The organism is Flavobacterium endophyticum (assembly GCF_003634455.1).
In the GTDB taxonomy this organism is placed as follows: domain Bacteria; phylum Bacteroidota; class Bacteroidia; order Flavobacteriales; family Flavobacteriaceae; genus Flavobacterium; species Flavobacterium endophyticum.
In genome coordinates this window covers 994,782-1,020,632 of record NZ_RBLC01000001.1, presented here as the reverse complement: position 1 = coordinate 1,020,632, position 25,851 = coordinate 994,782, and the positions used below count along the sequence as shown (strand labels likewise).

Here is a 25,851-nt window from a genome sequence, read left to right as displayed (position 1 = left end):
TTTACCTTTGTAAGTCCGAATAAAATATACAAAGATGAACAAGTACAGCAAAAGAAGAGAAGCGTTATTATATCATGCAAAGCCATCGCCGGGGAAAATCGAGGTGGTTCCTACAAAAGCATACGCAACTCAAAGAGATCTGTCATTGGCCTATTCGCCTGGCGTTGCCGAACCTTGCCTAGAAATCGTAAAAGACGTAAACAACGTTTATAAATATACAGCCAAAGGAAATCTGGTAGCCGTAATCTCAAACGGGACAGCCGTTTTAGGTTTAGGAGATATCGGTCCGGAAGCCTCAAAACCAGTAATGGAAGGAAAAGCATTGCTGTTTAAGATTTTTGCCGATATTGATGTTTTTGACATTGAAGTAGATACAAAAGATATCGAAAAGTTTATCGAAACCGTAAAAAATATAGCGCCGACTTTTGGAGGAATCAATCTGGAAGACATCAAAGCGCCAGAATCCTTTGAAATCGAAAAAAGGCTGGTAGAAGAATTGAACATTCCGGTAATGCACGACGACCAGCACGGAACTGCAATCATTTCTTCTGCGGCATTGCTGAATGCCCTAGAATTAGCCGACAAAAAAATAGAAGACGTAAAGATCGTAGTCTCAGGAGCCGGTTCGGCTGCTTTGGCTTGCGCCAACTTATATGTGTTGTTGGGCATCAACCCAGACCATATCATCATGTTTGACAAAGACGGCGTGCTTTCTTCTGACAGAACCGACTTGTCTGACCTACAGAAAAGATATTCAAAAGGACCTAAAAACATCACCTTGCAAGAAGCCTTGGTAGGTGCCGATGTGTTTCTTGGACTTTCTGCCGGAAACATCATGTCGCCAGAAATGTTATTAGGAATGGCAGCCAACCCGATCGTGTTTGCAATGGCCAACCCGATTCCAGAAATCGATTATAACGTGGCTATCGATACGCGCGAAGATATCATCATGGCTACAGGACGTTCTGACCATCCTAACCAGGTGAATAACGTATTAGGTTTCCCGTATATATTTAGAGGAGCGCTTGACGTTCGTGCTACAAAAATCAACGAAGCCATGAAAATGGCTGCGGTAAAAGCATTAGCCTTATTGGCAAAAGAATCCGTTCCGGAGCAGGTAAACATTGCTTACGGAGAAACCAAGCTGATTTTCGGAAGAGATTACATCATTCCAAAACCATTTGACCCGAGATTGATTTCGGTTGTAGCGCCTGCTGTTGCTAAAGCAGCGATGGAATCAGGTGTTGCTCTTAATCCGATACACGACTGGGCGAAATACGAAGAAGAATTGATGGAACGTCTGGGTTCTGATAACAAGATGGTGCGTCTGTTGGCCAACCGTGCCAAGACCGATCCAAAACGCGTGGTTTTTGCAGAAGCAGATCATCTGGACGTATTAAAAGCGGCTCAGATTGTTTTGGAAGAAAAAATAGGAATCCCGATTCTTCTCGGAAACCGAGAGATCATCCTAGAACTAAAAGACGAATTGGGCTTTGATGCCGATGTCGTGATTATCGATCCAAAGACTTCAGAAGAAGACGAAAGAAGATTGCGCTATGCCAATTCGTTCTGGGAATCCAGAAGACGCAAAGGCACGAGCTTGCTCGATGCCCAAAAGTGGATGCGCGAAAGAAATTATTTTGCGGCAATGATGGTCAATGAAGGCGAAGCCGATGCGTTGGTTACCGGCTATTCGCGAAGCTATCCGTCTGTCGTGAAGCCGATGATGCAGCTTATCGACAAAGCGCCTGGCGTTTCCAGAATTGCGACCACCAACATGATGATGACTAAGAGAGGCCCTATCTTTCTTTCGGATACCGCCATCAATCCGAACCCTACCGCCGACGATTTGGCAAAGATTGCCCTGATGACGGCAAAAACGGTACGCCTGTTTGGTATGGAGCCCGTAATTGCGATGGTGTCGTTCTCTAATTTTGGCTCGTCTAACGACAAGAGCGCCCAAAAAGTGTCCGAAGCCGTTTCGTACCTTCACAAATACTATCCAGATTTGACCGTAGACGGAGAAATCCAAGCCGACTTTGCATTGAATCCGGAGATGTTGCAGAAAAAATTCCCGTTTTCTAAATTAGCAGGCAAAAAAGTCAACACCCTGATTTTTCCTAATTTAGAATCGGCTAACATCAATTACAAAATGCTGAAAGAATTAGATAAAGTTGTGTCTATCGGGCCCATCATGATGGGAATGGACAAGCCGGTGCATATTTTCCAATTGGGAGCCAGCGTGGAAGAAATGGTGAACATGGCAGCCGTTGCCGTCGTGGATGCACAAGAGAAAGAAAAAAAGCACAAATCTATAAAAGTGAATTTTTAGCGTATTTTTCTGCTGATAAGCAATTAGATGCCGCACAATAAAACTTTTTCGTTACATTTGGATTTATTTAACAATTGATGATAGCGCATTTACAAGGAAAATTAGTGGAAAAAAATCCAACAGACGTAGTTATTGACTGCGGCGGAGTGGGTTATCATATCAATATTTCGCTTCATACCTATTCTTTACTTCCCGACACAGAAAACATCAAGCTTTACACGTATCTTCAGATCAAAGAAGACGCGCATACACTGTTTGGATTTGCCGAAAAATCAGAAAGAGAAATCTTTAAGATGCTTTTGTCTGTTTCCGGCATCGGAGCCAGCATTGCCAGAACGATGCTTTCTTCTTTAGAGCCGAAACAGATCATTCAATCCATAGCTTCGGGCGACGTAGCGACCATACAGTCTATTAAAGGCATCGGAAGCAAAACAGCACAGCGAGCCATATTGGATTTGAAGGACAAAGTGTTAAAAGTGTACGATTTAGATGAAGTTTCTATTTCAGAGTACAATACAAACAAAGACGAAGCGTTATCTGCTTTGGAAGTTCTTGGATTTAACAGAAAATTGGCGGAAAAAACTGTAGAAAAGATTGTTAAGGAAAATCCAAATGCAAGCATTGAAAACATTATTAAACAAGCCTTAAAAAACTTATAATACTTGAAAACAAACTATACTAAAGGCATTACCTGTAACTTGAAAATTAGCCTATGGCTGATTTCGTTATTTTTTAGTGTAACCATACAAGCACAAGAAGATGAGGAAGTTCAGGATACTACTAAAACTGGATATTCGGTAGGAAAAGTCGAACTTAAAAACCCACCTAGTATTATTGAGGCATACACCTATGACCCGATTACCAATCGTTATATTTATACCAATACCGTAAACGGTTTTAATATAAATTATCCTGTAGTACTTACGCCAGAAGAGTATGAAGAATTGGTGCTGAGAGAATCGATGCGCAAGTATTTCAAGGAAAAATCAGATGCCATAGATGGTAAGAAAGATGGCAGCGATGCCAAGAAAAAAGACCTATTGCCCCGGTACTATGTCAATTCCAGTTTCTTTGAGACTATTTTTGGAGGAAACACGATCGACGTAAAACCGACGGGTTCTGTGGAGATGGATCTAGGAATCCGCCACACCAAACAAGACAATCCTTCCTTGTCACCAAGAAACAGATCGACAACCACTTTTGACTTCGACCAAAGAATCAGCATGAGCCTTACCGGTAAAGTCGGAACAAGGCTGAATGTGAATGCGAATTACGATACCGAATCGACCTTTGCCTTCCAGAACTTAATCAAATTAGAATATACTCCGACAGAAGACGATATCATACAGAAAATCGAAGTCGGTAACGTAAGCTTGCCGTTAAACAGTACGTTGATTCGTGGTGCGCAAAGCCTTTTCGGGGTTAAGGCGCAATTCCAGTTTGGAAAGACTACGATTACCGGAATTTTCTCTGAGCAAAAATCCCAAACCAAAACGGTTACGGCCCAAGGCGGAGGAACGGTACAAGAATATGAATTGTTTGCTTTGGACTATGATGCCGACAGACACTTCTTCTTATCCCAATATTTTAGAAACCAATACGACAGGTCGCTTCGAAATTATCCTTTGATCGACAGCCGTGTGCAGATTACAAGAATTGAGGTTTGGGTGACCAACCGCCAAAACAGAGTCAGCACTACAGACAACAACTTAAGAAACATTATCGCGCTTCAAGATTTAGGAGAAGCACAATTGACAGGGCAAAACGATAACGAAGTGGTATCGGTTACGCCAGTTCCTGCAGGCTTCTTTACTGCCGCTGCGAATACGCCGTCAAAAAACTCGAACAACCGATTCGATCCGGCAAAAATTGGAACGACGGGAGTCTTAAATCCTAACATTCGTGAGATTTCTACAGCGAGTTCTGGATTTACAGGCGTTACGGTAAGTGAAGGAACAGACTACTCCAAATTAGAGAATGCCAGAAAATTAGCAGCAAACGAATTTACGTTCCATCCGCAATTGGGTTATATCTCCCTTTCGCAGCGACTCTCAAACGATGAGGTCTTGGCAGTTGCCTACCAATATACGATAGGAGACCAAGTGTATCAAGTCGGTGAATTTGGTACGGATGGAGTAGATGCTACGCAAGTAAGCGACGGAATTCCGACAACGCAAAGCTTGATCTTAAAGATGCTGAAAAGTAACCTGACCAACGTAAACAAGCCGGTGTGGAACTTGATGATGAAAAACATCTATTCGCTGCCGGGTGCTTACCAATTAGAGCAGGAAGATTTCAAACTGAACATCATGTACACGGATCCTTCTCCGTTGAACTATATTACGCCAGCTTCTCCAGCAGCGTCTAACCCATTGCCACCCGATGTAGAACAAACACCTTTATTGCGTGTTTTCAACGTCGACAGGCTGAATTACACGAATGACCCGCAGCCTAACGGTGATGGATTCTTCGATTTCGTGCCAGGACTTACGGTCGACCAACAAAACGGTAGGATCATCTTTACCACGGTTGAGCCTTTCGGGGAGCACCTTTTCAACAAATTGAGAACAAGCCCGACGGAAGATTACGACGCGCCCGCTTTAGGAAACTACAACGGCAACCAAAACAAATACGTTTACAGAACAATGTACCGCAGCACGCAGGCTGCCGCGCTTCAAGATAGCGACAAGAACAAGTTCCAATTAAAAGGAAAATTCAAATCGACAAGCGGCGACGGTATTGCGATTGGTGCGTTCAACGTACCGCAAGGTTCGGTTACCGTAACTGCAGGAGGAAGAGTTTTGGTAGAAGGCGTTGACTATACCGTAAACTACCAGTTGGGTAGAGTAAACATCCTAGATGCGTCACTACAATCAACACCGATTGAAATCTCATTAGAGAACAACTCGGTTTTCGGACAGCAGACACGAAGATTCTTCGGGGTTAACGTAGAGCATAAATTCAATGATAAATTTATTGTTGGTGCGACCTTGCTGAAAATGAGCGAAAGGCCGTTTACGCAAAAATCAAACTACGGACAAGAATCTGTAAACAATACAATCATAGGCTTAAATACCAACTTCTCTACAGAAGTTCCGTTCTTGACGCGATTGGTAAACAAGCTGCCGAATGTCGATACCGATGTCCCTTCGAATATCTCGTTTAGGGGAGAGATTGCTTACTTAAAGCCAGATACCCCGAAAGCAGATCAATTCCAAGGAGAATCTACTATATATGTAGACGATTTTGAGGGATCGCAGACTACAATCGATATGCGTTCTCCGTTTGCATGGAGCCTTTCGAGCGTACCAGAAAAACCTACGATAAGCGACTATAATGATTTTGGAGGTTCTTTGACGACAATAAACTACGGTTTCAAAAGAGCAAAACTGGCTTGGTATTCTATCGATCCGACTTTCTACGTACAAAGACCGGGCGGCGTTACTGAAGACGACCTGAAACTGTACAGCACAAGAAGGATTTACAGCCGAGAGCTATTTCCTGTAACGGATATTGCCGTAGGACAACAGACCGTTATCAATACATTAGACTTGACGTATTTCCCTCGCGAAAGAGGTCCTTATAACTTTAACCCTCAAGCGCAAGCCACCAACAGTTTCACGCCAGAACAGGCAGTCGATAACTTTGGAGGTATCATGAGAGCGATCAACTCTACGAACTTTGAACAGTCGAATGTGGAGTATATCCAATTCTGGCTTCTGGATCCGTATTATAATGACCAGAGAGGTTCTGCCAATCCGGCCAATACAGGAAAAGTATATTTCAACCTTGGAGAGATTTCGGAAGACGTTTTAAAAGACGGAAGAAAGCAATATGAGAACGGACTTCCAGGTGCTGGCTCAACACAGCAAACGTTTTCAACCATCTGGGGTAAGATTCCGATTTCGCAATCTTTGATTTATGCATTTGATACCAACAACGGTAACAGACAATTTCAAGATGTCGGTTTCGACGGTTTGAACGATGCAGAAGAAGCAGCACAATTTCCTGCTTTTGCCTCTAATCCCGATCCAGCGGCAGATAACTACCAGTATTTCTTAAGCGCTACGGGTGATGTTATCCAGCGTTACAAAAACTACAACGGTGTTCAAGGAAACTCGCCTGTAGATTTGAGCGATACGAACAGAGGTTCTACGACTTTGCCAGATACAGAAGATATCAACAGAGACAATACGATGAACGAAATCAATGCGTATTACGAATACAGCATTGACGTACAGCCTAACATGGTTGTAGGTTCTAATCCATACATTACCGATATTAGAGAAACTACTGCAAGCATCCCTGGACAAGAAACTACGGGAGCGCGTTGGATTCAGTTCAAGATTCCAGTATCGCAGCCGGAAAATACAGTCGGAAGCATTTCAGACTTCAGGTCGATCCGTTTTATGAGAATGTTCGTGACCGGATTTAACGACCAAGTGACGTTGCGTTTCGGAGCTTTAGACTTAGTTCGTGGGGAATGGAGACGATATGTGAAAACATTAGATCCAAACGAACAAGACGACGACATCAACAATGCTGATGATACCGCTTTGGATGTATTGGCCGTAAACATTCAAGAAAATGGAGACCGTTCTCCAATCAAATATGTAACGCCTCCGGGAGTTGTGAGAGAGCAGTTGTATAACAGCAACACCATCATAAACCAAAACGAGCAGTCGCTTTCTCTACGAGTGACCAAAGCAAACCCAGGTCTTCCAGGATTGGGAGGTTTGGAGCCAGGAGATTCTAGAGGTGTATTTAAAAACGTAAGCGTTGACATGCGTCAGTTCAAGAAATTAAAAATGTTCTTGCACGCAGAAGCACTTCCTGTGCCTACAGACGTACAGCCTTTGATTGATGACCAGATGGTGGCTTTCATCCGTTTTGGTAATGACTTTACGCAGAACTTCTACCAAGTAGAGATTCCGTTGAAAGTAACGCCGCAAAGCCAATCGCTCTCAGCAGAGCAAGTCTGGCCAGAAGCGAATGAGATTGACTTGGCGTTGTCATTATTGACCAAGCTGAAAATTTTAGCCATGGATCCGAACAACACCTTGTTGGTTGAAGATGCCTTGGGAGTTAAATACGTAGACGATTTTGCATTAGATCCTTCATTGGCAGGAAGAGTGAACCCATTGCGATTAGGTATCAAAGGAAATCCTAACTTCGGATTGGTAAGAACCTTGATGGTTGGTTTGAAAAACCGCCATACCGATGATATTCGCGGAGAAGTGTGGTTCAACGAGCTTCGTCTGGCAGATATGGACAACAAAGGCGGAATGGCAGCTATCGCAAGTTTGGATAGTAACTTGGCCGATTTTGCAACCATTTCTGCAACAGGTAGAATGAGTACGCAAGGTTTCGGTTCCTTAGAGCAAGGCCCGAACGAAAGAAGCCGTGAAGACATCAAGCAATACGATATCGTGACGAATGTGAATTTAGGCAAGTTGCTTCCTAAAAAATGGGGCATCAACCTTCCGTTCAACTATGCGATCGGTGAAGAAAAGATTACTCCAGAATACGATCCGTTCAACCAAGATATTCGTTTGGATCAGTTATTAGATAATACTGCCGATGCTGCAGAAAGAAGCAACATCGAAAGCAGAGCGATTGATTATACGAAGCGAAAAAGTATCAACTTTATCGGCGTCAAAAAAGAAAGAGGAGCAGAGCAAAAGCCGCACTTCTATGACCCTGAAAACTTGACGTTGTCGTATTCATTCAACGAAACAGAGCACCATGATTATGAAATCGAGAACTTGCTAGACCAGCAAGTAAGAACGTCTGTCGATTATACTTTTGCCTTCCAGCCAAAAGCAGTCGAGCCGTTCAAGAAGACAAAATTCATGAAGAAAAGTCAGTATTGGAAACTGTTGAGCGATTTCAACTTTAATTACCTGCCTTCTACGATTTCGTTCAGCTCGAATATTATCAGACAATACAACAAGCAAGAATATAGAGACGTAGATATTCAAGGAATTGGATTGACGCCTTTGTACAGAAGAAATTATATGTTCAACTACCAGTACGGTTTCAACTATAACCTGACCAGAGCACTGAAGATTAACTACACAGCTTCTACTAATAATATTGTCCGTAATTATTTAGATGAGAACGGAGTTCCGATGGAAGACTTTACCATCTGGGATGATTTCTGGAATATTGGTGAGGCCAACCAGCACATGCAGCAGTTGGTTGTTAATTATGACCTGCCGTTGAACAAAATCCCAGCTCTTGGATTTATAAAATCGACGTATTCGTATACAGGTGATTACAGCTGGCAGCGTGCAACCGATGCGATGGCAAATATTGAGGTTGGTGGCGAAATCTTTAGTTTAGGAAATACCATTCAAAATGCAGGAGCGCACCGATTGAATACAGCCTTGAATATGGATGTATTGTATAAATATATCGGACTGACTAAAAAGCCGAAAACAGCAACAAGGCCAGCAACACAAGCGCCTCCAAAACCAGGAGAAAAAATCACGAATACGAATAAGCCACCTACATCTGGTAATAGCGTATTCATGGATGGATTGATTGGCGTCTTGACCAGCGTTAAAAACGTACAGATCAACTATACGCAAAATGAAGGTACAGTACTGCCAGGATTTACGCCAGGCGTAGGTTTCTTAGGAACGACCAAGCCTTCGCTAGGATTCGTTTTAGGTAGCCAGGCTGACATTCGATACGAAGCAGCAAAAAGAGGCTGGTTGACGAATTATGAAGAATTCAACCAGAACTTTACGCAGGTTTCTTCTAAAGTATTGAACATGACTGCAAATGTAGATTTGTTCCCTGACTTTAAGATCGACTTGACAGCAGACCGTTCGTATACAGAAAACTTCTCGGAGCAATTTGATGCGGCTGACGGCAACTACCATTCGAGATCGCCTTACAACTATGGTAACTTCTCGATCTCGACAGTAATGATCAAGACGTCGTTCGGAAAAAGCGATGAGAATTCATCAGCGGCTTTTGATGATTTCAGAACCAATCGACTTGTTGTAGCAGATCGTTTGGCAACCAACTATTACGGAACTTCTGATTTCCCTAGAACAACAGACGGTTTCCCTGTCGGTTTCGGAAAAAACAGCCAGTCAGTATTATTGCCTTCGTTCTTGGCAGCCTATACAGGAGCAGATGCTGGCGGAATTTCGTTAGGGGCTTTCAGAAATGTGCCAATTCCAAACTGGAATGTGAAATACAACGGATTGATGCGTTATAAGTTCTTCAAAGACCGATTCAAGCGTTTCTCTTTACAGCACGGCTATAGAGCATCGTATACGATCAACTCGTTCCGTTCTAATTTTGAGTACGACCAAAACCGTGATGCGGTTGATGCAAGCGGGAACTTGTTAAGCAAGACAATCATTTCGAATGTCAACCTTGTAGAGCAATTCAACCCACTGGTAAGAGTCGATTTCGAGATGAAGAATTCGTTCAAAGTATTGGCTGAGGTTAAAAAAGACAGAACGCTTTCCATGAGTTTTGACAACAACCTTTTGACGGAAGTAAAAGGAATGGAGTACATTATCGGTCTAGGGTATCGATTCAAGGATGTCGTGATTACGTCGCAATTGGCAGACAACCCTACCAATACGATTCGAAGCGATATCAACATCAAAGCCGATTTCTCTTTAAGAAAAGCAAATACAATCGTAAGATATCTAGACTATGATAACAACCAGCTTGCTGGAGGACAGAACATCTGGTCGCTGAAACTGACAGCAGATTACGCATTCAGCAAAAACCTGACGGCGATATTCTATTACGACCATTCGTTCTCAAAAGCAGTAATCTCGACTTCTTTCCCATTGACCAATATCCGCTCTGGTTTCACATTGCGATATAACTTTGGAAATTAATGTCGAAAACATTTTAAAAATTTATAAGTTAATAATACATTTGCCCAAAACAACAAACAATGAATATACCAGCAAATTTAAAGTACACAAAAGACCACGAGTGGGTAAGTATTGAAGGCGATATCGCAACTGTAGGAATTACAGATTTTGCACAAAAAGAATTAGGAGATATCGTTTATGTAGAGGTTGAGACTCTTGACCAGACATTAGATAAAGATGAGGTTTTTGGTACAGTAGAAGCCGTAAAGACCGTATCGGATTTATTCTTGCCGCTTTCTGGCGAAATCGTTGAATTTAACGAAACGCTTGAAACTTCTCCTGAAAAAGTAAACACAGATCCTTATGGAGACGGTTGGATGGTAAAAGTGAAAATTTCTGACGCTTCTGAAGTAGAAGGTTTGTTGGATAGCGAAGCATATAAAAGCCTAATTGGAGCCTAATAAAAAAAGAACGCTGTTTCTCATCTTGGCACTTTTTTGGACTATTTCCATTACAGTAGCCTGCTTGGTGAGCATGACAGAAGTTCCAGTAGTTAACGTCGACCAAGCCGACAAGATTGTACATCTCTGCTTTTATGCCGTTTTTTCAATCTTATGGTTCCAGTACCTGAAATCAAGCATACAAAATACAAGGACGCTTTTTCTTTCCGTGTTTTTTCTTTCTGTTTCTTTCGGGATATTGATCGAAGTATGCCAGTCTCTTTTTACCGAAAACAGGCAGGCAGATTTGAAAGATGCTATTGCGAATACGATTGGCGCGTTACTAGGACTAGCAATAATGGCGCTTTACAATAAAAGATTTAAAAATTAATCTGAAAATGTCCCGCTTCGGTGGGATTTTTTTATTTTTATCATATGGATATCAAGCAATATTTAGATTCAACCTACCTAAAGACGCCTGAACAGGCAGGAATCAGCGAAGCAGAAAACGAAGTGATTGTCAAAGGCTTTGTGCAAGAAGCAATTGATGAAGGCTTTAAGCTGATCATGATTCGCCCTGATCAGGTCAAGCTGGCAAAAAAAATGATTGTTGATGCCGGATCAAAAGTTTTGGTCGGAACGGTTATCGGTTTTCCAGAAGGGAATTATTCTTTAGAGCATAAGTTGGAAGAAGCCCAAAAAGCACTGGATGATGGTGCCGACGAGCTGGATTTTGTATGCAATTATGAAGCCTTTAAAAAAGGAGAAATTGATCTGGTAAAAGAAGAAGTGCTAAAAGGAACCCAATTGGGACTTTCCAATCATAAAGTCGTAAAATGGATTATTGAGATCGCGGCCTTGAACAGCCAGCAGATTATGCATCTTTCCTGCTTGGTGAAAAATGTAGTGATATCCAATTTCTCAGAAGACAACTATGCTTCTGTTTTTGTCAAGTCATCGACAGGATTTTATAAGACAGAAAACAACCTTCCGAACGGAGCCACAGTTTCTGGAATCATCATGATGCTGGAAAATGCGTCGCCGCTTCCGGTAAAAGCAGCAGGAGGCGTAAGGACCTATGAAGAAGCCAAAGAAATGATTCGATTGGGCGTGAAAAGAATCGGAACTTCCTCTGCGAAAGCGATTGCAAACGGAGAAGCCGCAGATAGCGATTATTAAACGACAAGCCAGACGAGACATGAAAAACATCCTAAAGATTGCCATCTTGCTTTTATGCGGCCATTCCCTATTGGCTCAAAATAGAATTGGAGAAAGAGAGCAGTTTCCTGTTTTTCCAAAGTGTGAAGGACAGCAGTCTAAAGATCTAGAAGCTTGCTTTTACAACGAGCTGCAAGATTTTGTGTTTAACAATTTCAAGCTACCACAAGAAGTTACAGATAAAAAGTATGTCGGTAAAGTCATCGTGCTTTTTGAAGTAGATACGGCAGGAGTTTTTAAAGTACAATATGTAGATGCAGTCCATGCTTCATTGGCAGACGAAAGCAAAAGAGTTTTTGGTCAGCTGCCCAAGATAAAGCCGGCTACGTATAACGGAAATCCTACGTATGCAAAATATACGATCAAGATTGCTATTCCATTAGAAAAGCAAGAAGCGGTTGTGTTTGCTGCTGAAAAAGAAAAAACAAATTCTATTATCAAAGACAGAAGCAAGGAGCTTACGGAATTTGATAGCATCATCTATAAGAAATTCAACAATCCGCAGTTGGAAAGCCATCTGAATATTCCTTTTTCGCATAGCTTGTATGCGCAATTCGACAGGGCTTTGAATCAAGTAGGAGCGAATAACCATACGACGTCTAAACCATATACGTATGCTGATGTTTCAAAATATTATGATCTGAATCAGGCCAATCAAGCCATCCAAAAAAACAAGCAAGGCTGGTGGGGAAGAAAATTGTGGAATGAAAACCTCGTAGCCATCCAAGGCGAAGGCTATTGGTTTACGATGAATCCTATCTTGGATTTGAGAGTAGGAAAAAGCGATCCAAGCCAAGCAAATTACACCTATCAGAACACCCGCGGTATTCAAGTTCAGGGAGAAATAGGGAAAGAGTTAAGCTTTACGACAACAATCTACGAAAGTCAAGGCCGTTTTGCCGATTACTATAATCGATATGTCGAATCTATAAAGCCTTCTGGAGGAAATCCAGCCGTTATTCCTGGAATTGGAATAGCCAAGCGATTCAAGGAAGATGCGTATGATTTTCCAATGGCGGAAGCCAACATTACATATACTCCGAGCGAATTCATTAATCTGCAGCTGGGTTATGGCAGGAATTTTTTAGGCGACGGATACCGTTCGCTATTGCAAGGCGATGGAACTAGTCCATATCCTTTCTTTAAAATCAATACCCGTTTTTGGAAGATAAAATACACAAATACGTATATGTGGCTGAAGGACGTGCGCCAAGAAGCTACGGAAGACAATACCTACGCCACAAAATTTATGGCAAACCACTACCTGAGCTGGAACATAACAAAAAGGTGGAATCTTGGTTTCTTTGAATCCGTAGTATGGTCGAATCAAAATGACCGTGGTTTTGATGCTAGTTTTATAAACCCGATAATTTTTTACAGAGCGGTTGAGTTTTCATCGTCGTCAAAAAGCGGTAATGCACTTTTGGGGCTGACGTCAAAATACAAATTCAGCAATCAAGTTCAGTTCTATGGACAGTTCTTGCTGGATGAATTTTCAGTTTCAGATATGAAAGCAGGAGAAAAAAGCTGGAAAAATAAGTTTGGCTACCAATTAGGTGCAAAATATTTCGATGCTTTTAATATTGATAACCTATTGCTGCAGTTAGAATACAATCACGTGCGTCCGTACGTGTATGCCCATAGCGATCCTTTGACGAATTATGCGCATAGCAACCAAAGCATGGGACATCAATGGGGAGGCAATTTCAAGGAGTTTATCGCAGTGGCTAGATATTTCAAAGGAAGATGGTTTGCCGATGCAAAATTGACATACGGTAAAAGAGGCTTGGATTTCGACACCGAAGACAACAATTTCAATTACGGAGGGAATATTTATAAGGACTATGAAATCGGAAGGCCTTTTGATACCGGAGTCAAGACGGGCCAAGGAAACGAGACAACGATTCTTATTGCAGACTTGCAGGCCGGTTATCTCATCAATCCATCAACAAACCTGAAGCTTTTTGCTGGTTTGGTGTATCGGAACTTTAACCCGAAGATGGACACGGAAACTACTTTTAAAGAAAATACGACCTGGTTTTCTGTTGGTTTGAGAGCCGATATCTTTAACTGGTATTTTGATTATTAATTGATTTTTAGAGTTTCTAAAGCGTCTTAAAGAAAAATAGTTTTTCATTAAAAAATCTGTTTTTATAAAACCTTTGTTTTTTGTGATTAGTTTTTTGTGATTTTCTTTCTGAACCAGTATCTTTGCGCAAGATTTCAAAATCCAAATGAAAGCAGCATTGAGCACTACAGCAAATAACTTTTCCTTAAAATCCCTCTATATAGATTTCAGAGAAATCACGAAGGCAAGATTGGCAGTTAGCGTAGTTTTTTCTTCTATTGCCGGATACCTGCTTGGTTTTGATGAAAACCATCCATTTCAATGGTCGCTTTTGATCATGCTTTCGATAGGAGGCTATTGCATGGTTGGTGCTTCTAATGCATTCAATCAAATCATCGAAAAAGACTTAGATGCTTTGATGGATAGGACTAAAAACCGTCCTGTTCCTTCAGGAAGAATGTCGGTGAATACAGCTTTTATCATTGCCTGTGCCTTGACTATTCTTGGTTTGGTGATTCTTTACAATATCAACCCTAAGACAGCAATGTTCGGGGCTATCTCAATTTTTCTATATACCAGTGTCTATACGCCTTTAAAAACAAAGACACCTTTGTCTGTTTTTGTAGGTGCTTTTCCCGGAGCCATTCCGTTTATGTTGGGCTGGGTTGCTGCGACAGATGATTTCGGAATTGAAGCTGGAACGCTTTTCTTGATTCAATTTTTCTGGCAGTTCCCGCATTTTTGGGCCATAGGCTGGTTTTTATTCGACGATTATAAAAAAGCAGGCTTCTTTATGCTTCCGACAGGAAAGAAAGACAAGACTACTGCGACTCAAATTATATTGTATACGATTTGGCTTATTGTTGCTTCTCTTTTTCCGGCCTTCTTTCCGCTCATCGGATTGGTAGGAAGTAAGCTGCAATTGAGTCCGGTTGCTGCGGTAATTGTACTTCTATTAGGAATATGGATGTTGGTTTACGCAGTAAAATTATACAAGTCTAGAGAAACAAAAGCGGCGCGAACATTAATGCTTGTGAGCGTTTCATATATCACCCTGCTACAGATTGTTTATATAGCAGATAAATTTTTACGATAATGGAAATGGCAATTAAAGGAATGACTGCTACGGAGCATAAAGAAAGAAAGGCAAGATCATATAAACTGATTTTGTGGTTTGCTATGATTAGCATGACGATGATGTTTGCTGGTTTGACCAGTGCGTATGTCGTTAGTGCTTCAAGACCCGATTGGCTTAAAGATTTTGATTTGCCAAGCGCATTTATTGCTAGTACAGTCGTAATCATTGTGAGCAGTCTGACGTTTCATTTTGCAAAGAAAGCCATCCAAAAAGACAATAGAAGCTTGACGACTTCGCTGTTGCTGGTGACTTTTGCATTGGGATTGCTTTTCGTCTTCTTGCAATTTGAAGGCTTTAATCAGATGATCGCAATGGGCTTGAATCCTACAGGTCCGACAAGTACCGTGACTACTTCTTTTATCTATGTTGTAGTGCTGGTTCACTTTGCCCACCTTTTCGGGGGCTTGATATCGCTTTTAATCATAATTTATAATCATTTTAAACAAAAATACAATTCAGGTCAAACCCTTGGAATAGAGCTAGGTGCGATGTTTTGGCACTTTCTCGACTTCTTGTGGCTGTATTTGTTTTTATTTTTATATTTCTTTAAATAAGAAAAAAACGTAAATTTGGGAACTTTTTAACTAATAACTTTTATGGGAGCGACTGTTACTACTGCAAATAGTGAAGGTAAAACTTGGGGAGGCGGCAATGAGCCGATGGGAATTAATTATGGCAAAATGATGATGTGGTTTTTCATCGTTTCCGATGCCTTAACATTCTCTGGATTTCTTGCTGCGTATGGTTTTTCAAGATATAAATTCATTGAAACTTGGCCTTTGGCGGACGAGGTTTTCAACCACTTTCCATTTATGCACGGTGTGAACGCTCCGATGTACTATGTGGCCTTGATGACATTCATCTTGATTTTCTCTTCTGTAACGATGGTTTTGGCTGTTGATGCCGGACACCAAATGAAAAAACAGAAAGTGGCAATCTATATGTTCCTTACCATTATAGGTGGTGGGATTTTCTTGGGCTCGCAAGCTTGGGAGTGGAAAAACTTCATCAAAGGCGAATATGGCGCTATCGAGACCAAAGGAGGAAGCATCCTTCAATTCGTAAATGCAAAAGGCGAAAGGGTAAAATTAGAAGATTTTGCAGCAACGCTTCACGAAGATAGAGAGCAATTGACAAGAAATAAAGGTGTTTGGTTTTCAAGCGAAAGTTCATTGCCTAGGTATTCTGTTAATGAAGTAGTAGAAGGATTCAAAGCGCATCCAGATCTTTTGGTTAGAACTGAAATTATCTATCACCCAACGCAAGCCAATTTAAAAGATACAAGATTACATCCAGAATTAAATAAATCAACTCACAAGCACAAGACGATCTTGACTAGAGAAGAATCTATAAAAAGACTTGCAGATGCTCACTATGTTGTTGAAGGCGCTAACTTGATCAGAAATGAATACGGCCAAAAATTATTTGCCAACTTCTTTTTCTTTATTACAGGTTTCCACGGATTCCACGTTTTCACAGGAGTCTTGATTAATGTTTTGATTTTCTTAAATGTCGTTCTTGGAACGTATGAAAAAAGAAGAAGCTACGAAATGGTTGAGAAAGTTGGACTTTACTGGCACTTTGTCGATTTAGTTTGGGTATTTGTATTTACATTCTTCTACTTAGTTTAATTTTTTTAGAATTATTATTATGGCACACGAGCACGTTTCTAATACGAAAAGAATTTGGTTGGTTTTTGCAATATTGTCTGTTGTAACCATCGTAGAGGTCGCATTTGGTATATTCAAGCCAGCTATTTTGCACGACACATTGTTTCTTCAAATGAATTTGCTGAACTGGCTTTTCATCACGTTGACAATATATAAAGCATATTATATCGTTTGGGCATTTATGCACCTTGAAGGCGAGAAAAGTAATCTTAGGTGGAGTATTGTGGCACCTTTAGTTTTCTTAATTATCTATTTAGTGTTCATCTTACTAGTTGAAGGTAATTATATTTTTGATGTGTTCAAGAGTTCTCAGATAAAATGGAATTTTTAACAGCATATTAAATCACAAAAAAAGACGGTATTACACCGTCTTTTTTTATTTTTGCACTGCAATAACCTCTTCATTCCAATGAAAAAAAATATAGTCCTTTTCACGCTGTTTATACTTCCAATTGTTGCTTATCTTTTTTTTGCTTCCGGTATCAATAGTTTTGCAAAACTTCCGACTATAACTGAAAAAATTCCTGACATTTCGCAATGGAAAACGGCTGATGGGAAAACCGTAACCCTTAACGATAAGATTACGATTTTAGGCTTTACAGGAAGCAAGATTATCTATAACGAAGGAAACTTTTTTAACCTAAACCAGAAGATTTACAATAAAAATAAAAACTTTAAGGACTTCCAATTTGTAATGGTTGCTCCAAAAGGAAGCGAAGGCCAGGTTCAGGAATTAATGGATAAGCTAAAGCCGATTGCAGAAGACAAAGATATTTCTAAATGGATTTTTGTTTTTGGCGCTCCAGACGAAATAAAAGACTACTATTCGAAATTAAATTTGGTCGGGCAGCTTGATGCGAATTCAGGAACTGCCAATGTCTATATAGTTGACAAGGAAAGAAACTTGAGAGGAAGAAAAGGAAAAAACCTTGAAGGTAAAAACGAATACAAAGAAGGCTATAATACTATTTCTGCTGCCGATTTGCATAATGAGATGAGCGACGATGTCAAGATTATTCTTTACGAATATCGCGCTGCATTGAAAAAGAACAATCCAAAAACAGAAATGAAAAGGAAGATATAACTAACAAGATGAAAAATAAATCATACATCGGCATTTCGTTTATTATTTTGGTTTTCGGAATTTATGCGATTCCAAAAATCATCGACAGAATAAAAAACCACGACATTTCGGTACAAGACAGGTTGAATGTTCCTGTAAAAGGAAAAAAATCTGACGAAGCTAAAAACATCGTCAAGATTGGTGCGGCGCCAAAATTCAGTCTGACAGATCAGAACGGAAAAACAATTTCAAACAAAGATTTTGAAGGTAAAGTATATGTTGTAGAATTTTTCTTCTCAACCTGTCCATCCATCTGTCCGGTGATGAACCAGAATATGCTGTTGATTGAAGACGAATTTGGAAAGAATGCTGATTTTGGAATCGCTTCTTTTACCATCAATCCAGAAAATGATACGCCTGAAGTCTTAAAAAAACATGCGGAGCAATTAGGAGTGAGTTCTCCAAATTGGCATTTCCTCACTGGCGACCAAGAATATATTTACAACATCGCAAATAAAGGATTTAATATTTATGCTGGCGAAAGCAAGAAAGAAGGTGATGCTGGATTTGAACATTCAGGCTATTTTGCTTTAGTCGATAAAAAAGGCAATATCCGAAGCCGAAAAGATAAATCAGGAAACCCAATTATTTTTTATACCGGCTTAAATTATAAAGACAAAGAAGGCTTCCAAGATGACTTGCAAGGAAAATACAAGCCAGGCATTCATGCCATCAAGGAAGATATAGCAATTTTATTAGAAGAATAAGTATGGAGAATAATTTGAATGCTGTCGAATTGAAATATAGAAAATGGATTATTGTATTGTCTGTAGCCATTCCTGTCGTAGTAGCTATTCTTTTTGGCGTAAAGCTGAAAGATTTTGGGTATGATGTAGAACCTTTATCATTTCTGCCGCCGATCTATGCAACGATAAATGGAATCACTGCGGTGCTTCTAGTTACGGCTGTGTGGGCAATCAAGAACGGCAAAAGACAATTGCACGAAAATTTAATGAAAACAGCTATCGGATGCTCTGTAGCTTTTCTAGCGATGTATGTGGCGTATCACATGACGGCCGATAGTACTCCGTATGGAGGAGAAGGAGCTCTGAGATATGTGTATTTTTTCATACTGTTGACGCACATTCTTTTGTCAATCATTATCATTCCTTTTGTTCTTATAACGTATGTAAGAGCGTTGGCAGAACGATTTGACAAGCACAGAAAGCTGGCAAGGATAACCTATCCTATGTGGCTTTATGTGGCAGTTACCGGAGTTATTGTTTACTTGATGATTTCGCCATATTATGCACACTAAAAAAAGATCTATATTCCTGTTTCTGGCTTTACTGTTCTTTTCATTGGACTCAAATGCCCAATGTGCCATGTGCCGTGCGGTTTTAGAAACAGAAGAAGGCGGCATAAAAGCAGAAGCAGTCAATGACGGAATCGTCTATCTCATGGTTATTCCCTATATATTAGTCGGAATCTTGGGATATGCAATCTATAAAATGAAAACAAAAAAAAAGCCTGAAGAATAATTCAGGCTTTTTTTTATTTCAATCCATCGATACTGACGTCTACTTTTCCGTTAACGCTGATAAAAGCAATAATGGCCCTGTTAGTAAGCTGTATCCTTTTGAATTCGATATCATCAATGGTGCCATTTACAAAAACGCCCGGCATTGGAGAGTAGTTTTTTAAATAGCCCATCATGTTTTTCTTGCCTTCTTCTAAATTAGGCTTGATCGAATAACGACAGCTTTCCTGCATCTTTCTCAATATGATTCCCGAAGCCAGCCAGTTTGCGGTCTTGATCAACTTATTTTTAGTGTCCAACACATAATCAAGCTGGTCGAAATAAATTTCTTTCGTAGCATCATTATACTGTGGAAATCCGGAAAGATAGATAGTTCCGTTGATAGAGCCCAAAAGGTCCAGCGCGATAATCATCTTGTTGTTTTTTTGCCAGATGTCTACTTTTTGGACAGTCACTTTTTTCTTTCCAGAACCAAATTCTTGTCCCTGAAAGTTTTTAGTCATTAATTTCGAAGCGTCCTGATAGGTAGAAACAGCTGCAATATTGGCAGAAATATGATCCGGCATTTTGGTTACCGGCTTTAAGACCATCTTGTCTCTGTCGAGCTTGTTTTTTGGTTGCTGTCCAACGACTGTTTCCATGATGCATTTCAAGCCCATCTCAAAAGAAATGATTTCTTTTTGAAGCTTGGCATCAGTCGTATAAAGTTCGATTGGCACAATTCGAAGCCATGAATCATATGTCTCGCTCATCTGAAATGGCGTACATATTTTTTCTAGAGCGTCCAGCACATTAGGCTTGAAGTCCATTGATTTTTTGATGGCTTCGTCCAGATTGTTCTCGATTTTCGACTTAAAAATACGAATGGCTGGATTGATCAGATACGTAATCGCAACATTTTTTCCGCCAATGACTATAGTCGGGCTTTCATTCCATTCCAGTGATTTTATGGTCGTGTTGGTGTTCATCTTCCAATTGGTCAGTCCTACATCGCTTAGCAATGTGACAACGCCGTTCATGTTTATTTCTCGGGTGTCATAAAGTTCTATTCCGAGCTTGTTGATTCCGTATCTGTAATGGATGTTGATTTTTAAAGGAAGTACCGTTTTTATTTTTCCTTTTTCTTCAGAAATTTTTATGGCAGAAAGTTTCCAGACTTTCATCTGTATATCATCATCTTCTATGTTTTTGTCCTCATAAATCACGTCGTTCAAGAGCCTGTTAGTCTGATTTTCGATATCCTTGAGTTTTATTTTTACGGGCAGGTTGATGAATGATGTCGAATTTTCATATACCAAAGGCGAAGCATCATCCGGTTCAGGTTTTAAGGCTTCGATTTGTTTTGAAGTAGAACAGCCGCTGATGAGAAAGAGTGTTAGTAATGAGATTGATAGGCCTAGGAATTTACCCATATCTTTAATGTTTTAATTTTGAAGTAAATGTAAATTTATTTTTTAATATCTTTCTAAAAAAAATCTGTAACAGATTCCCGATTTAAAAGTCTAATTAGTTTTATTAAGTAAGTAAAAAAACTAAATTTGTATTGCAATCGATTACATATTTTGTACGTAATTATCTATGAAAAAAACGTTGGTCAGTAAACTAGTTTTAATTTTTGCCCTTTTCTTCGGGCTTGCATCAAATGCCCAGGCAAAAAAATGGACCTTGCAAGAGTGCGTGCAGTATGCGTTAGATAATAATATTTCTATACGACAGGCGGATTTGGACAGCCAAGTTGCAGCTGTTGATAAAAAAGACGCTTTTGGCAATTTCTTGCCGTCGATTAACGCAAGCGCCTCGCATTCGTGGAATATCGGTCTGAACCAGAATATCACTACGGGTCTTTTGGAGAATCAGACGGTCCAATTTACTTCTGCAGGCCTAAATGCTAATATCGATATCTACAAAGGATTGCAAAACATGAACAGGCTTAAAAGAGCCCGACTTTCAGTAATTGCAGCACAATATCAGCTGTCAAAGATGAAAGATGATGTTTCTTTGAATGTAGCCAATGCTTTCCTGCAAATTCTTTTTAATAAAGAAAACCTGAAAGTTCAAAAAGAACAGTTACAGAATAATGAAAAACAGAAACAGCGAACTGAAGCCTTGGTCGATGCCGGTTCTGTACCAAGAGGCGACCTGTTGGATATGAATGCTACCGTAGCAAGCAGCCAACAGGCAGTAATCGTTGCAGAAAATACGCTATTAATTTCAAAATTAAGCTTGGCACAATTGTTACAGCTAGAAGACTTCCAGGACTTTGATATCGCAGATAATGATTATGAAGTAAGAGAAAGCGAAGTAATGCTTCAGTCACCTTCTGCCATATTTGAAAAAGCAAAAGAAGAAAGAGCAGAATTGAAAATTGCCAAGACAAACCTAGAGATAGCAGAAAAAGATGTAAGAATAGCGAGAGGAGCATACCAACCTAGCTTACAAGGATTTTATAGTTTTAGCACCAGAGCTTCCTATTCGGATAGAGTAACTGGTTTTGAACTGAATCCTCAAAACCCTACTAGAGTGATAGGAGTTGTCGAAGGGACGAACCAAAATGTAGTAACACCAAATACGTCTCCATTATTAGGAAGTCCAGCACCAGTTTTTGATCAATTCAGTGATAACAAAGGACACTCTTTCGGTGTTCAGTTGAACATTCCTATCCTAAACGGATTGTCAGCCAGAAACAATGTAGAGCGTTCAAAAATAGCTTTAGAACGTTCAAGAACCGTATATAGCCAACAAGAACTGGATCTCGAACGAAATGTCTATACAGCTTTTACTGATGCCAAAGGAGCTTTGAAATCCTATGAATCGGCTTTGGTAGCATTGGATGCGAGAACAGAAGCCTTTAATTATGCTAAGGAAAAATTTGAAGTAGGATTGATGAATGCCTTTGAGCTCAATCAAGCACAGACATTGTATGTAAACGCGCAATCTGAAGTATTAAGGACAAAATTCGATTATATCTTTAGGGTGAAAGTTTTAGAATTCTATTTCGGCATTCCTATTATCCAAAAACAATAAATTATGAAAAAGAAGACAGTTTATTATATACTAGGAGGTGCAATACTTCTGATAATTATTTTATTGGTACTCTCCAAGACAGGTGCTATTGGTAGTAAAGAAAAAGGGAAAGAGGTAGAAATATCAAAAGTAGAGGCCATGACGATTATCGAAACGGTTTCTGCCACTGGTAAGATTCAGCCAGAAATTGAAGTAAAAATTTCATCTGAGGTTTCGGGTGAAATTATAGAACTGCCTGTAAAAGAAGGACAGGTCGTTAAAAAAGGCGATCTGCTAGTTCGCATCAATCCTGATTTGTATACTTCTGGACTGAATCGCTCTGTAGCAAGCCTTTCTGGAACCAAAGCAGGATTAAGTCAAGCGGATGCTCAATTTAAAGAAGCAAAAGCAAATTATGAAAGAAACAAAACGCTTTTTGAAAAAGGAATAATTTCAAAATCAGATTGGGACAAGGCAATTTCCTCATATGAAGTTGCTCAAGCGACAAAACAATCGGCGTATTATAACGTTCAAAGTGCTTCAGCAACCGTGAACGAAGCAAAAGACAACTTAGGACGAACTACAATTTATGCTCCAGCCGACGGAACGATTTCTTCATTAGGCGTAGAGTTGGGCGAAAGAGTACTTGGTACACAACAGATGACGGGTACCGAACTTTTGCGAGTAGCGAACCTTAACAACATGGAAGTTGAAGTTGATGTAAATGAAAATGATATTGTTAAGATTAATGTTGGCGATTCTGCAAAAGTTGAAGTTGACGCTTACCTTAAAAAAGAATTCAAAGGAATCGTTACCAGCATTTCAAATTCTGCCAGTACAGCATTGACAGCAGATCAGGTGACAAACTTTAAAGTAAAAGTAAGGATATTGAAAGAATCGTATGCTGATTTGCTTGAAGGCAAGCCGGAAAGTTATTCGCCTTTTAGGCCAGGTATGACAGCGACAGTCGATATCATGACCAAAAGAAAAGATAACGTGCTGTCTATTCCGATCAGTTCTGTGGTCGTCAAATCGGATACTTCTGCTACTGCGAAACCTGTGGTGATAAGCGCGAAAGAAGACGAAAATAACAATCAAAAAGCGCCAAAATCAGACAAGAAATTTGAATGTGTGTTTGTGAAAGTAGGCGATAAGGCAAAGATAAGAGTCATAAAAACTGGAATCCAAGATGACACCAATATTGAAGTTTCTTCAGGTTTGAAAAAAGGCGATGTCGTAATTATTGGCCCTTATGCTACAGTTACAAAAGATTTAAATTCAGGCGATATGGTACATGTCAAATCTGAAGGCGAAGTTAAAAAAGACAGCAAGACAAAAAAATAATGTCCTATATTCTCAATATTGAAACGGCTACGAAAAACTGCTCGATAAGCATTGCCAAGCAAGGAGAAACACTTCTTTGCAAGGAAATGGCTGAACAAGGTTATTCACATGCCGAAAAACTACATGTTTTTATAGCAGAAGCATTGCAGGAACTACAAATAGATTTTTCCAATTTAAGCGCGATTGCGGTAAGCCAAGGCCCCGGTTCTTATACAGGGCTTAGGATTGGCGTTTCGGCTGCAAAAGGTTTGTGTTATGCCTTGGATATTCCATTGATAGCGATTGATACGCTAGAGGTGTTGGCTGCTCAGCTTTCAGTTTCTGAAGGATTGATTGTTCCGATGATTGATGCCAGAAGGATGGAAGTCTATAATGCTGTTTTTGAGAAGAATCATCAAAAAATACGAGATACCAAAGCAGAAATCATCACCGAAGAATCTTTTTCAGAGATAGAAGGTACTATCCATTTAATCGGCGATGGTGCTTTAAAGTGTGCAGATATATTGAAAGATGCGAGATTTGTTTACTATCCAGAAAATACGTATCCTTCTGCCAAAGAAATGAGTCTTCTTTCATTTGAAAAGCATAAAAAAAGCGACACCGTAGATGTCGCTTATTTTGAGCCTTTTTATTTGAAAGATTTTATGATCAAATGATTATAAAATAGTGTTTAAAAACGAACCTAAGCTTTTTAAATCTTCCTCTTTATCCAAAGAAATTTTATTTGATTTTATGTACTCTGTAACTTCTTTTTCTTTTCCAGGGAAGAGCTTGTACAGTTCTTTTTTATTAGATGGAATAAAAACGATAGGTTGTTCTTTTACTTTGATATAATATTCTGTCGCTGCTTTTTTATACATAGCAGGTTTAGCTGTCTGATAACCGCTAGAAGCCGCTACCGCTTCTTTCAAGAAAACTTTAGTTCTTGAATAAATCTTTACCTGTCCGTTTTCGCTAATCAGATTCAGATAACCTGTTTTGTTTCCTTCTTTTTGAGTTGTATAGTCCTCATACACATAAGTATTTTTCTTGCTAGTAGTAACTATAGGCACACCTTTATTAGGGATAAGGTTTTTGGTTGCGTCATCAGAGTCTTTAAACTCTATCTGGTCAGTAAAAGCATTATATCTTAATAATATAATCTGACTATTGTTTTGGTAACTTCCAGGAAGAAATGTCTCATCTATATATTGGCTTCCTTGTGGTTTTGTATCGTATGTTACTATATTTGACTCAACGCGCCTATTGTTTGACTCATAATTTACAGTCTGTGCGAAGCCAATCTGGCTTGCAAATGAAAGTGATAGGAATAAGATGCTTTTAAAATTCATTTTTTAAGGTTTTAAGGTTAAATATTTTATGTGCTTGCTTTTACAAATGGACTCTTCTCCATTTTTTCTAATTCTGCCAGGCTCTGTTCTAAAATATCAGAGCTCATGTTTCCAAAATTTTCGTTCTTGGACCATGGTCTAGCCACTAAATTTATGCCAGTATCTGTCAAATCGCTGACAATTACTGCTGGAGCGGGGTTTTTTAACACTTGAGGGTGTTTTTTCATGATTTCTATCAGCATATCTTTTACCTGCTTTATGTCGGTCTCATAATTTATCTTGAAAACAAGATCGGCTCTCCTGCTGTTGTTTTGCGAAAAATTCTTGATTTTATTGTTCGAAAGTATGCCATTCGGAATATAAACAACCTGATTAGACGCAGTCAGTAATTTTGTTGTAAAAATCTGAATTTCTAAAACTTTTGCAGTTTCGGCTTGAGCTTCAATCGTATCACCGACTTTAAAAGGTTTGAAAAGGATAATCAAAACACCGCCTGCAAAATTAGAAAGAGATCCTTGCAATGACAGACCAACGGCCAAACCGGCAGCTCCAAGAATGGCTACAAACGAGGAGGTCTCAACTCCCAGTTTGGAGATAAAAATTACAAATAGCAATACTCTCAAGACCCAAATCAAGATATTTGCTAGGAACGTAGTCAGCGTAGGTTCTAAATTTCGGCTGATCATGATCTTGGTGGCAAGACGGTTCAAAAGTCTGATTCCCCATAATCCAAGAAAGAGTATTAAAAAGGCACCGATTAATCGAGGTGAATAATCGACTAAAACCGCGATAAAACGATCTGTATACGTTTCTATTTTTTGAGTGTCAATCAACATGCTGGATGGTAAAAA

21 protein-coding genes are annotated in these 25,851 nt (G+C 39.7%); 18 read left to right on the top strand and 3 right to left on the bottom strand.

Annotated features, from left to right (window positions below):
- Positions 1 to 34 precede the first annotated feature (34 nt).
- From CLV94_RS04820 to CLV94_RS04750, 15 genes are all read left to right on the top strand, one after another.
- The gene (locus CLV94_RS04820; RefSeq protein WP_121375295.1) at positions 35 to 2,332 is read left to right on the top strand and encodes an NADP-dependent malic enzyme; all 2,298 of its coding nucleotides are present in this window, start codon (positions 35 to 37) and stop codon (positions 2,330 to 2,332) included.
- A gap of 77 nt (positions 2,333 to 2,409) precedes the next feature.
- A complete protein-coding gene (gene ruvA / locus CLV94_RS04815; protein WP_121375294.1) occupies positions 2,410 to 2,991 on the top strand; it encodes a Holliday junction branch migration protein RuvA in 582 nt (193 codons plus the stop codon).
- A gap of 3 nt (positions 2,992 to 2,994) precedes the next feature.
- Complete coding sequence (gene sov, locus CLV94_RS04810) at positions 2,995 to 10,206, top strand: T9SS outer membrane translocon Sov/SprA (RefSeq protein ID WP_121375293.1); 7,212 nt, start codon at positions 2,995 to 2,997, stop codon at positions 10,204 to 10,206.
- Between the two features lie 59 nt (positions 10,207 to 10,265).
- Entirely contained in the window at positions 10,266 to 10,646 is a 381-nt protein-coding gene (gene gcvH, locus CLV94_RS04805; RefSeq protein WP_121375292.1) for a glycine cleavage system protein GcvH, read from the top strand.
- Positions 10,636 to 11,016: a VanZ family protein gene (locus tag CLV94_RS04800; RefSeq protein WP_170148747.1), complete on the top strand. Its 381-nt coding sequence runs from the start codon at positions 10,636 to 10,638 to the stop codon at positions 11,014 to 11,016. Before gcvH ends, CLV94_RS04800 begins: the two co-directional genes overlap by 11 nt.
- Positions 11,017 to 11,060: 44 nt before the next feature.
- Entirely contained in the window at positions 11,061 to 11,804 is a 744-nt protein-coding gene (gene deoC / locus CLV94_RS04795) for a deoxyribose-phosphate aldolase (protein ID WP_121375291.1), read from the top strand.
- Between the two features lie 19 nt (positions 11,805 to 11,823).
- Complete coding sequence (locus CLV94_RS04790; protein WP_121375290.1) at positions 11,824 to 13,932, top strand: energy transducer TonB; 2,109 nt, start codon at positions 11,824 to 11,826, stop codon at positions 13,930 to 13,932.
- A gap of 145 nt (positions 13,933 to 14,077) precedes the next feature.
- Entirely contained in the window at positions 14,078 to 15,007 is a 930-nt protein-coding gene (gene cyoE / locus CLV94_RS04785) for a heme o synthase (RefSeq protein ID WP_121375289.1), read from the top strand.
- Positions 15,007 to 15,603: a cytochrome c oxidase subunit 3 gene (locus CLV94_RS04780; RefSeq protein WP_121375288.1), complete on the top strand. Its 597-nt coding sequence runs from the start codon at positions 15,007 to 15,009 to the stop codon at positions 15,601 to 15,603. Before cyoE ends, CLV94_RS04780 begins: the two co-directional genes overlap by 1 nt.
- A gap of 42 nt (positions 15,604 to 15,645) precedes the next feature.
- Complete coding sequence (locus tag CLV94_RS04775) at positions 15,646 to 16,680, top strand: cytochrome c oxidase subunit 3 (protein ID WP_121375287.1); 1,035 nt, start codon at positions 15,646 to 15,648, stop codon at positions 16,678 to 16,680.
- A gap of 19 nt (positions 16,681 to 16,699) precedes the next feature.
- Positions 16,700 to 17,050 carry a cytochrome C oxidase subunit IV family protein gene (locus CLV94_RS04770; RefSeq protein ID WP_121375286.1) on the top strand — a complete coding sequence of 117 codons (351 nt, stop codon included), beginning with the start codon at positions 16,700 to 16,702 and terminating at the stop codon, positions 17,048 to 17,050.
- Between the two features lie 78 nt (positions 17,051 to 17,128).
- Positions 17,129 to 17,803, top strand: coding sequence for a hypothetical protein (locus tag CLV94_RS04765; protein ID WP_121375285.1), 675 nt, complete (start codon positions 17,129 to 17,131; stop codon positions 17,801 to 17,803).
- Between the two features lie 8 nt (positions 17,804 to 17,811).
- Positions 17,812 to 18,549 (top strand): SCO family protein, encoded by a 738-nt coding sequence (locus CLV94_RS04760; protein ID WP_121375284.1) that lies wholly within the window; start codon positions 17,812 to 17,814, stop codon positions 18,547 to 18,549.
- Positions 18,550 to 18,551: 2 nt separating this feature from the next.
- On the top strand, positions 18,552 to 19,100 hold the full coding sequence (locus CLV94_RS04755; RefSeq protein WP_121375283.1) for a DUF420 domain-containing protein: 549 nt from the start codon (positions 18,552 to 18,554) through the stop codon (positions 19,098 to 19,100).
- On the top strand, positions 19,090 to 19,323 hold the full coding sequence (locus tag CLV94_RS04750; protein WP_211331179.1) for a thioredoxin domain-containing protein: 234 nt from the start codon (positions 19,090 to 19,092) through the stop codon (positions 19,321 to 19,323). Before CLV94_RS04755 ends, CLV94_RS04750 begins: the two co-directional genes overlap by 11 nt.
- Positions 19,324 to 19,336: 13 nt before the next feature.
- Here the strand turns inward: CLV94_RS04750 and CLV94_RS04745 are convergent, their stop codons facing one another.
- Positions 19,337 to 20,734 (bottom strand): DUF4403 family protein, encoded by a 1,398-nt coding sequence (locus tag CLV94_RS04745; protein ID WP_121375282.1) that lies wholly within the window; start codon positions 20,732 to 20,734, stop codon positions 19,337 to 19,339.
- 166 nt (positions 20,735 to 20,900) lie between these two features.
- Here CLV94_RS04745 and CLV94_RS04740 point away from each other — a divergent pair, with 166 nt between their 5' ends.
- From CLV94_RS04740 to tsaB, 3 genes are read left to right on the top strand one after another with little or no spacing between them, the layout of a single operon-like run.
- Positions 20,901 to 22,346: a TolC family protein gene (locus CLV94_RS04740; RefSeq protein ID WP_121375281.1), complete on the top strand. Its 1,446-nt coding sequence runs from the start codon at positions 20,901 to 20,903 to the stop codon at positions 22,344 to 22,346.
- A 3-nt stretch (positions 22,347 to 22,349) separates the two neighbouring features.
- Positions 22,350 to 23,669: an efflux RND transporter periplasmic adaptor subunit gene (locus CLV94_RS04735; protein WP_121375280.1), complete on the top strand. Its 1,320-nt coding sequence runs from the start codon at positions 22,350 to 22,352 to the stop codon at positions 23,667 to 23,669.
- On the top strand, positions 23,669 to 24,325 hold the full coding sequence (gene tsaB / locus CLV94_RS04730; RefSeq protein WP_121375279.1) for a tRNA (adenosine(37)-N6)-threonylcarbamoyltransferase complex dimerization subunit type 1 TsaB: 657 nt from the start codon (positions 23,669 to 23,671) through the stop codon (positions 24,323 to 24,325). The genes CLV94_RS04735 and tsaB overlap by 1 nt, the downstream gene beginning before the upstream one ends.
- Here the strand turns inward: tsaB and CLV94_RS04725 are convergent, their stop codons facing one another.
- Positions 24,326 to 25,000: a hypothetical protein gene (locus CLV94_RS04725; protein ID WP_121375278.1), complete on the bottom strand. Its 675-nt coding sequence runs from the start codon at positions 24,998 to 25,000 to the stop codon at positions 24,326 to 24,328.
- 26 nt (positions 25,001 to 25,026) lie between these two features.
- Positions 25,027 to 25,836 carry a mechanosensitive ion channel family protein gene (locus CLV94_RS04720; protein WP_121375277.1) on the bottom strand — a complete coding sequence of 270 codons (810 nt, stop codon included), beginning with the start codon at positions 25,834 to 25,836 and terminating at the stop codon, positions 25,027 to 25,029.
- Between the last annotated feature and the right edge of the window lie 15 nt (positions 25,837 to 25,851).

What these genes read in the sequence shown, in the direction of transcription:
- CLV94_RS04770 (WP_121375286.1), top strand. Translation starts at nt 16,700, where the DNA reads ATGGCACACGAGCACGTTTCTAATACGAAAAGAATTTGGTTGGTTTTT.
- CLV94_RS04820 (WP_121375295.1), top strand. Translation starts at nt 35, where the DNA reads ATGAACAAGTACAGCAAAAGAAGAGAAGCGTTATTATATCATGCAAAG.
- ruvA (WP_121375294.1), top strand. Translation starts at nt 2,410, where the DNA reads ATGATAGCGCATTTACAAGGAAAATTAGTGGAAAAAAATCCAACAGAC.
- CLV94_RS04725 (WP_121375278.1), bottom strand. Translation starts at nt 25,000, where the DNA reads ATGAATTTTAAAAGCATCTTATTCCTATCACTTTCATTTGCAAGCCAG.
- deoC (WP_121375291.1), top strand. Translation starts at nt 11,061, where the DNA reads ATGGATATCAAGCAATATTTAGATTCAACCTACCTAAAGACGCCTGAA.
- CLV94_RS04750 (WP_211331179.1), top strand. Translation starts at nt 19,090, where the DNA reads ATGCACACTAAAAAAAGATCTATATTCCTGTTTCTGGCTTTACTGTTC.
- CLV94_RS04775 (WP_121375287.1), top strand. Translation starts at nt 15,646, where the DNA reads ATGGGAGCGACTGTTACTACTGCAAATAGTGAAGGTAAAACTTGGGGA.
- CLV94_RS04760 (WP_121375284.1), top strand. Translation starts at nt 17,812, where the DNA reads ATGAAAAATAAATCATACATCGGCATTTCGTTTATTATTTTGGTTTTC.
- CLV94_RS04780 (WP_121375288.1), top strand. Translation starts at nt 15,007, where the DNA reads ATGGAAATGGCAATTAAAGGAATGACTGCTACGGAGCATAAAGAAAGA.
- CLV94_RS04735 (WP_121375280.1), top strand. Translation starts at nt 22,350, where the DNA reads ATGAAAAAGAAGACAGTTTATTATATACTAGGAGGTGCAATACTTCTG.
- CLV94_RS04790 (WP_121375290.1), top strand. Translation starts at nt 11,824, where the DNA reads ATGAAAAACATCCTAAAGATTGCCATCTTGCTTTTATGCGGCCATTCC.
- CLV94_RS04765 (WP_121375285.1), top strand. Translation starts at nt 17,129, where the DNA reads ATGAAAAAAAATATAGTCCTTTTCACGCTGTTTATACTTCCAATTGTT.
- CLV94_RS04755 (WP_121375283.1), top strand. Translation starts at nt 18,552, where the DNA reads ATGGAGAATAATTTGAATGCTGTCGAATTGAAATATAGAAAATGGATT.
- CLV94_RS04745 (WP_121375282.1), bottom strand. Translation starts at nt 20,734, where the DNA reads ATGGGTAAATTCCTAGGCCTATCAATCTCATTACTAACACTCTTTCTC.
- tsaB (WP_121375279.1), top strand. Translation starts at nt 23,669, where the DNA reads ATGTCCTATATTCTCAATATTGAAACGGCTACGAAAAACTGCTCGATA.
- gcvH (WP_121375292.1), top strand. Translation starts at nt 10,266, where the DNA reads ATGAATATACCAGCAAATTTAAAGTACACAAAAGACCACGAGTGGGTA.
- CLV94_RS04720 (WP_121375277.1), bottom strand. Translation starts at nt 25,836, where the DNA reads ATGTTGATTGACACTCAAAAAATAGAAACGTATACAGATCGTTTTATC.
- CLV94_RS04740 (WP_121375281.1), top strand. Translation starts at nt 20,901, where the DNA reads ATGAAAAAAACGTTGGTCAGTAAACTAGTTTTAATTTTTGCCCTTTTC.
- cyoE (WP_121375289.1), top strand. Translation starts at nt 14,078, where the DNA reads ATGAAAGCAGCATTGAGCACTACAGCAAATAACTTTTCCTTAAAATCC.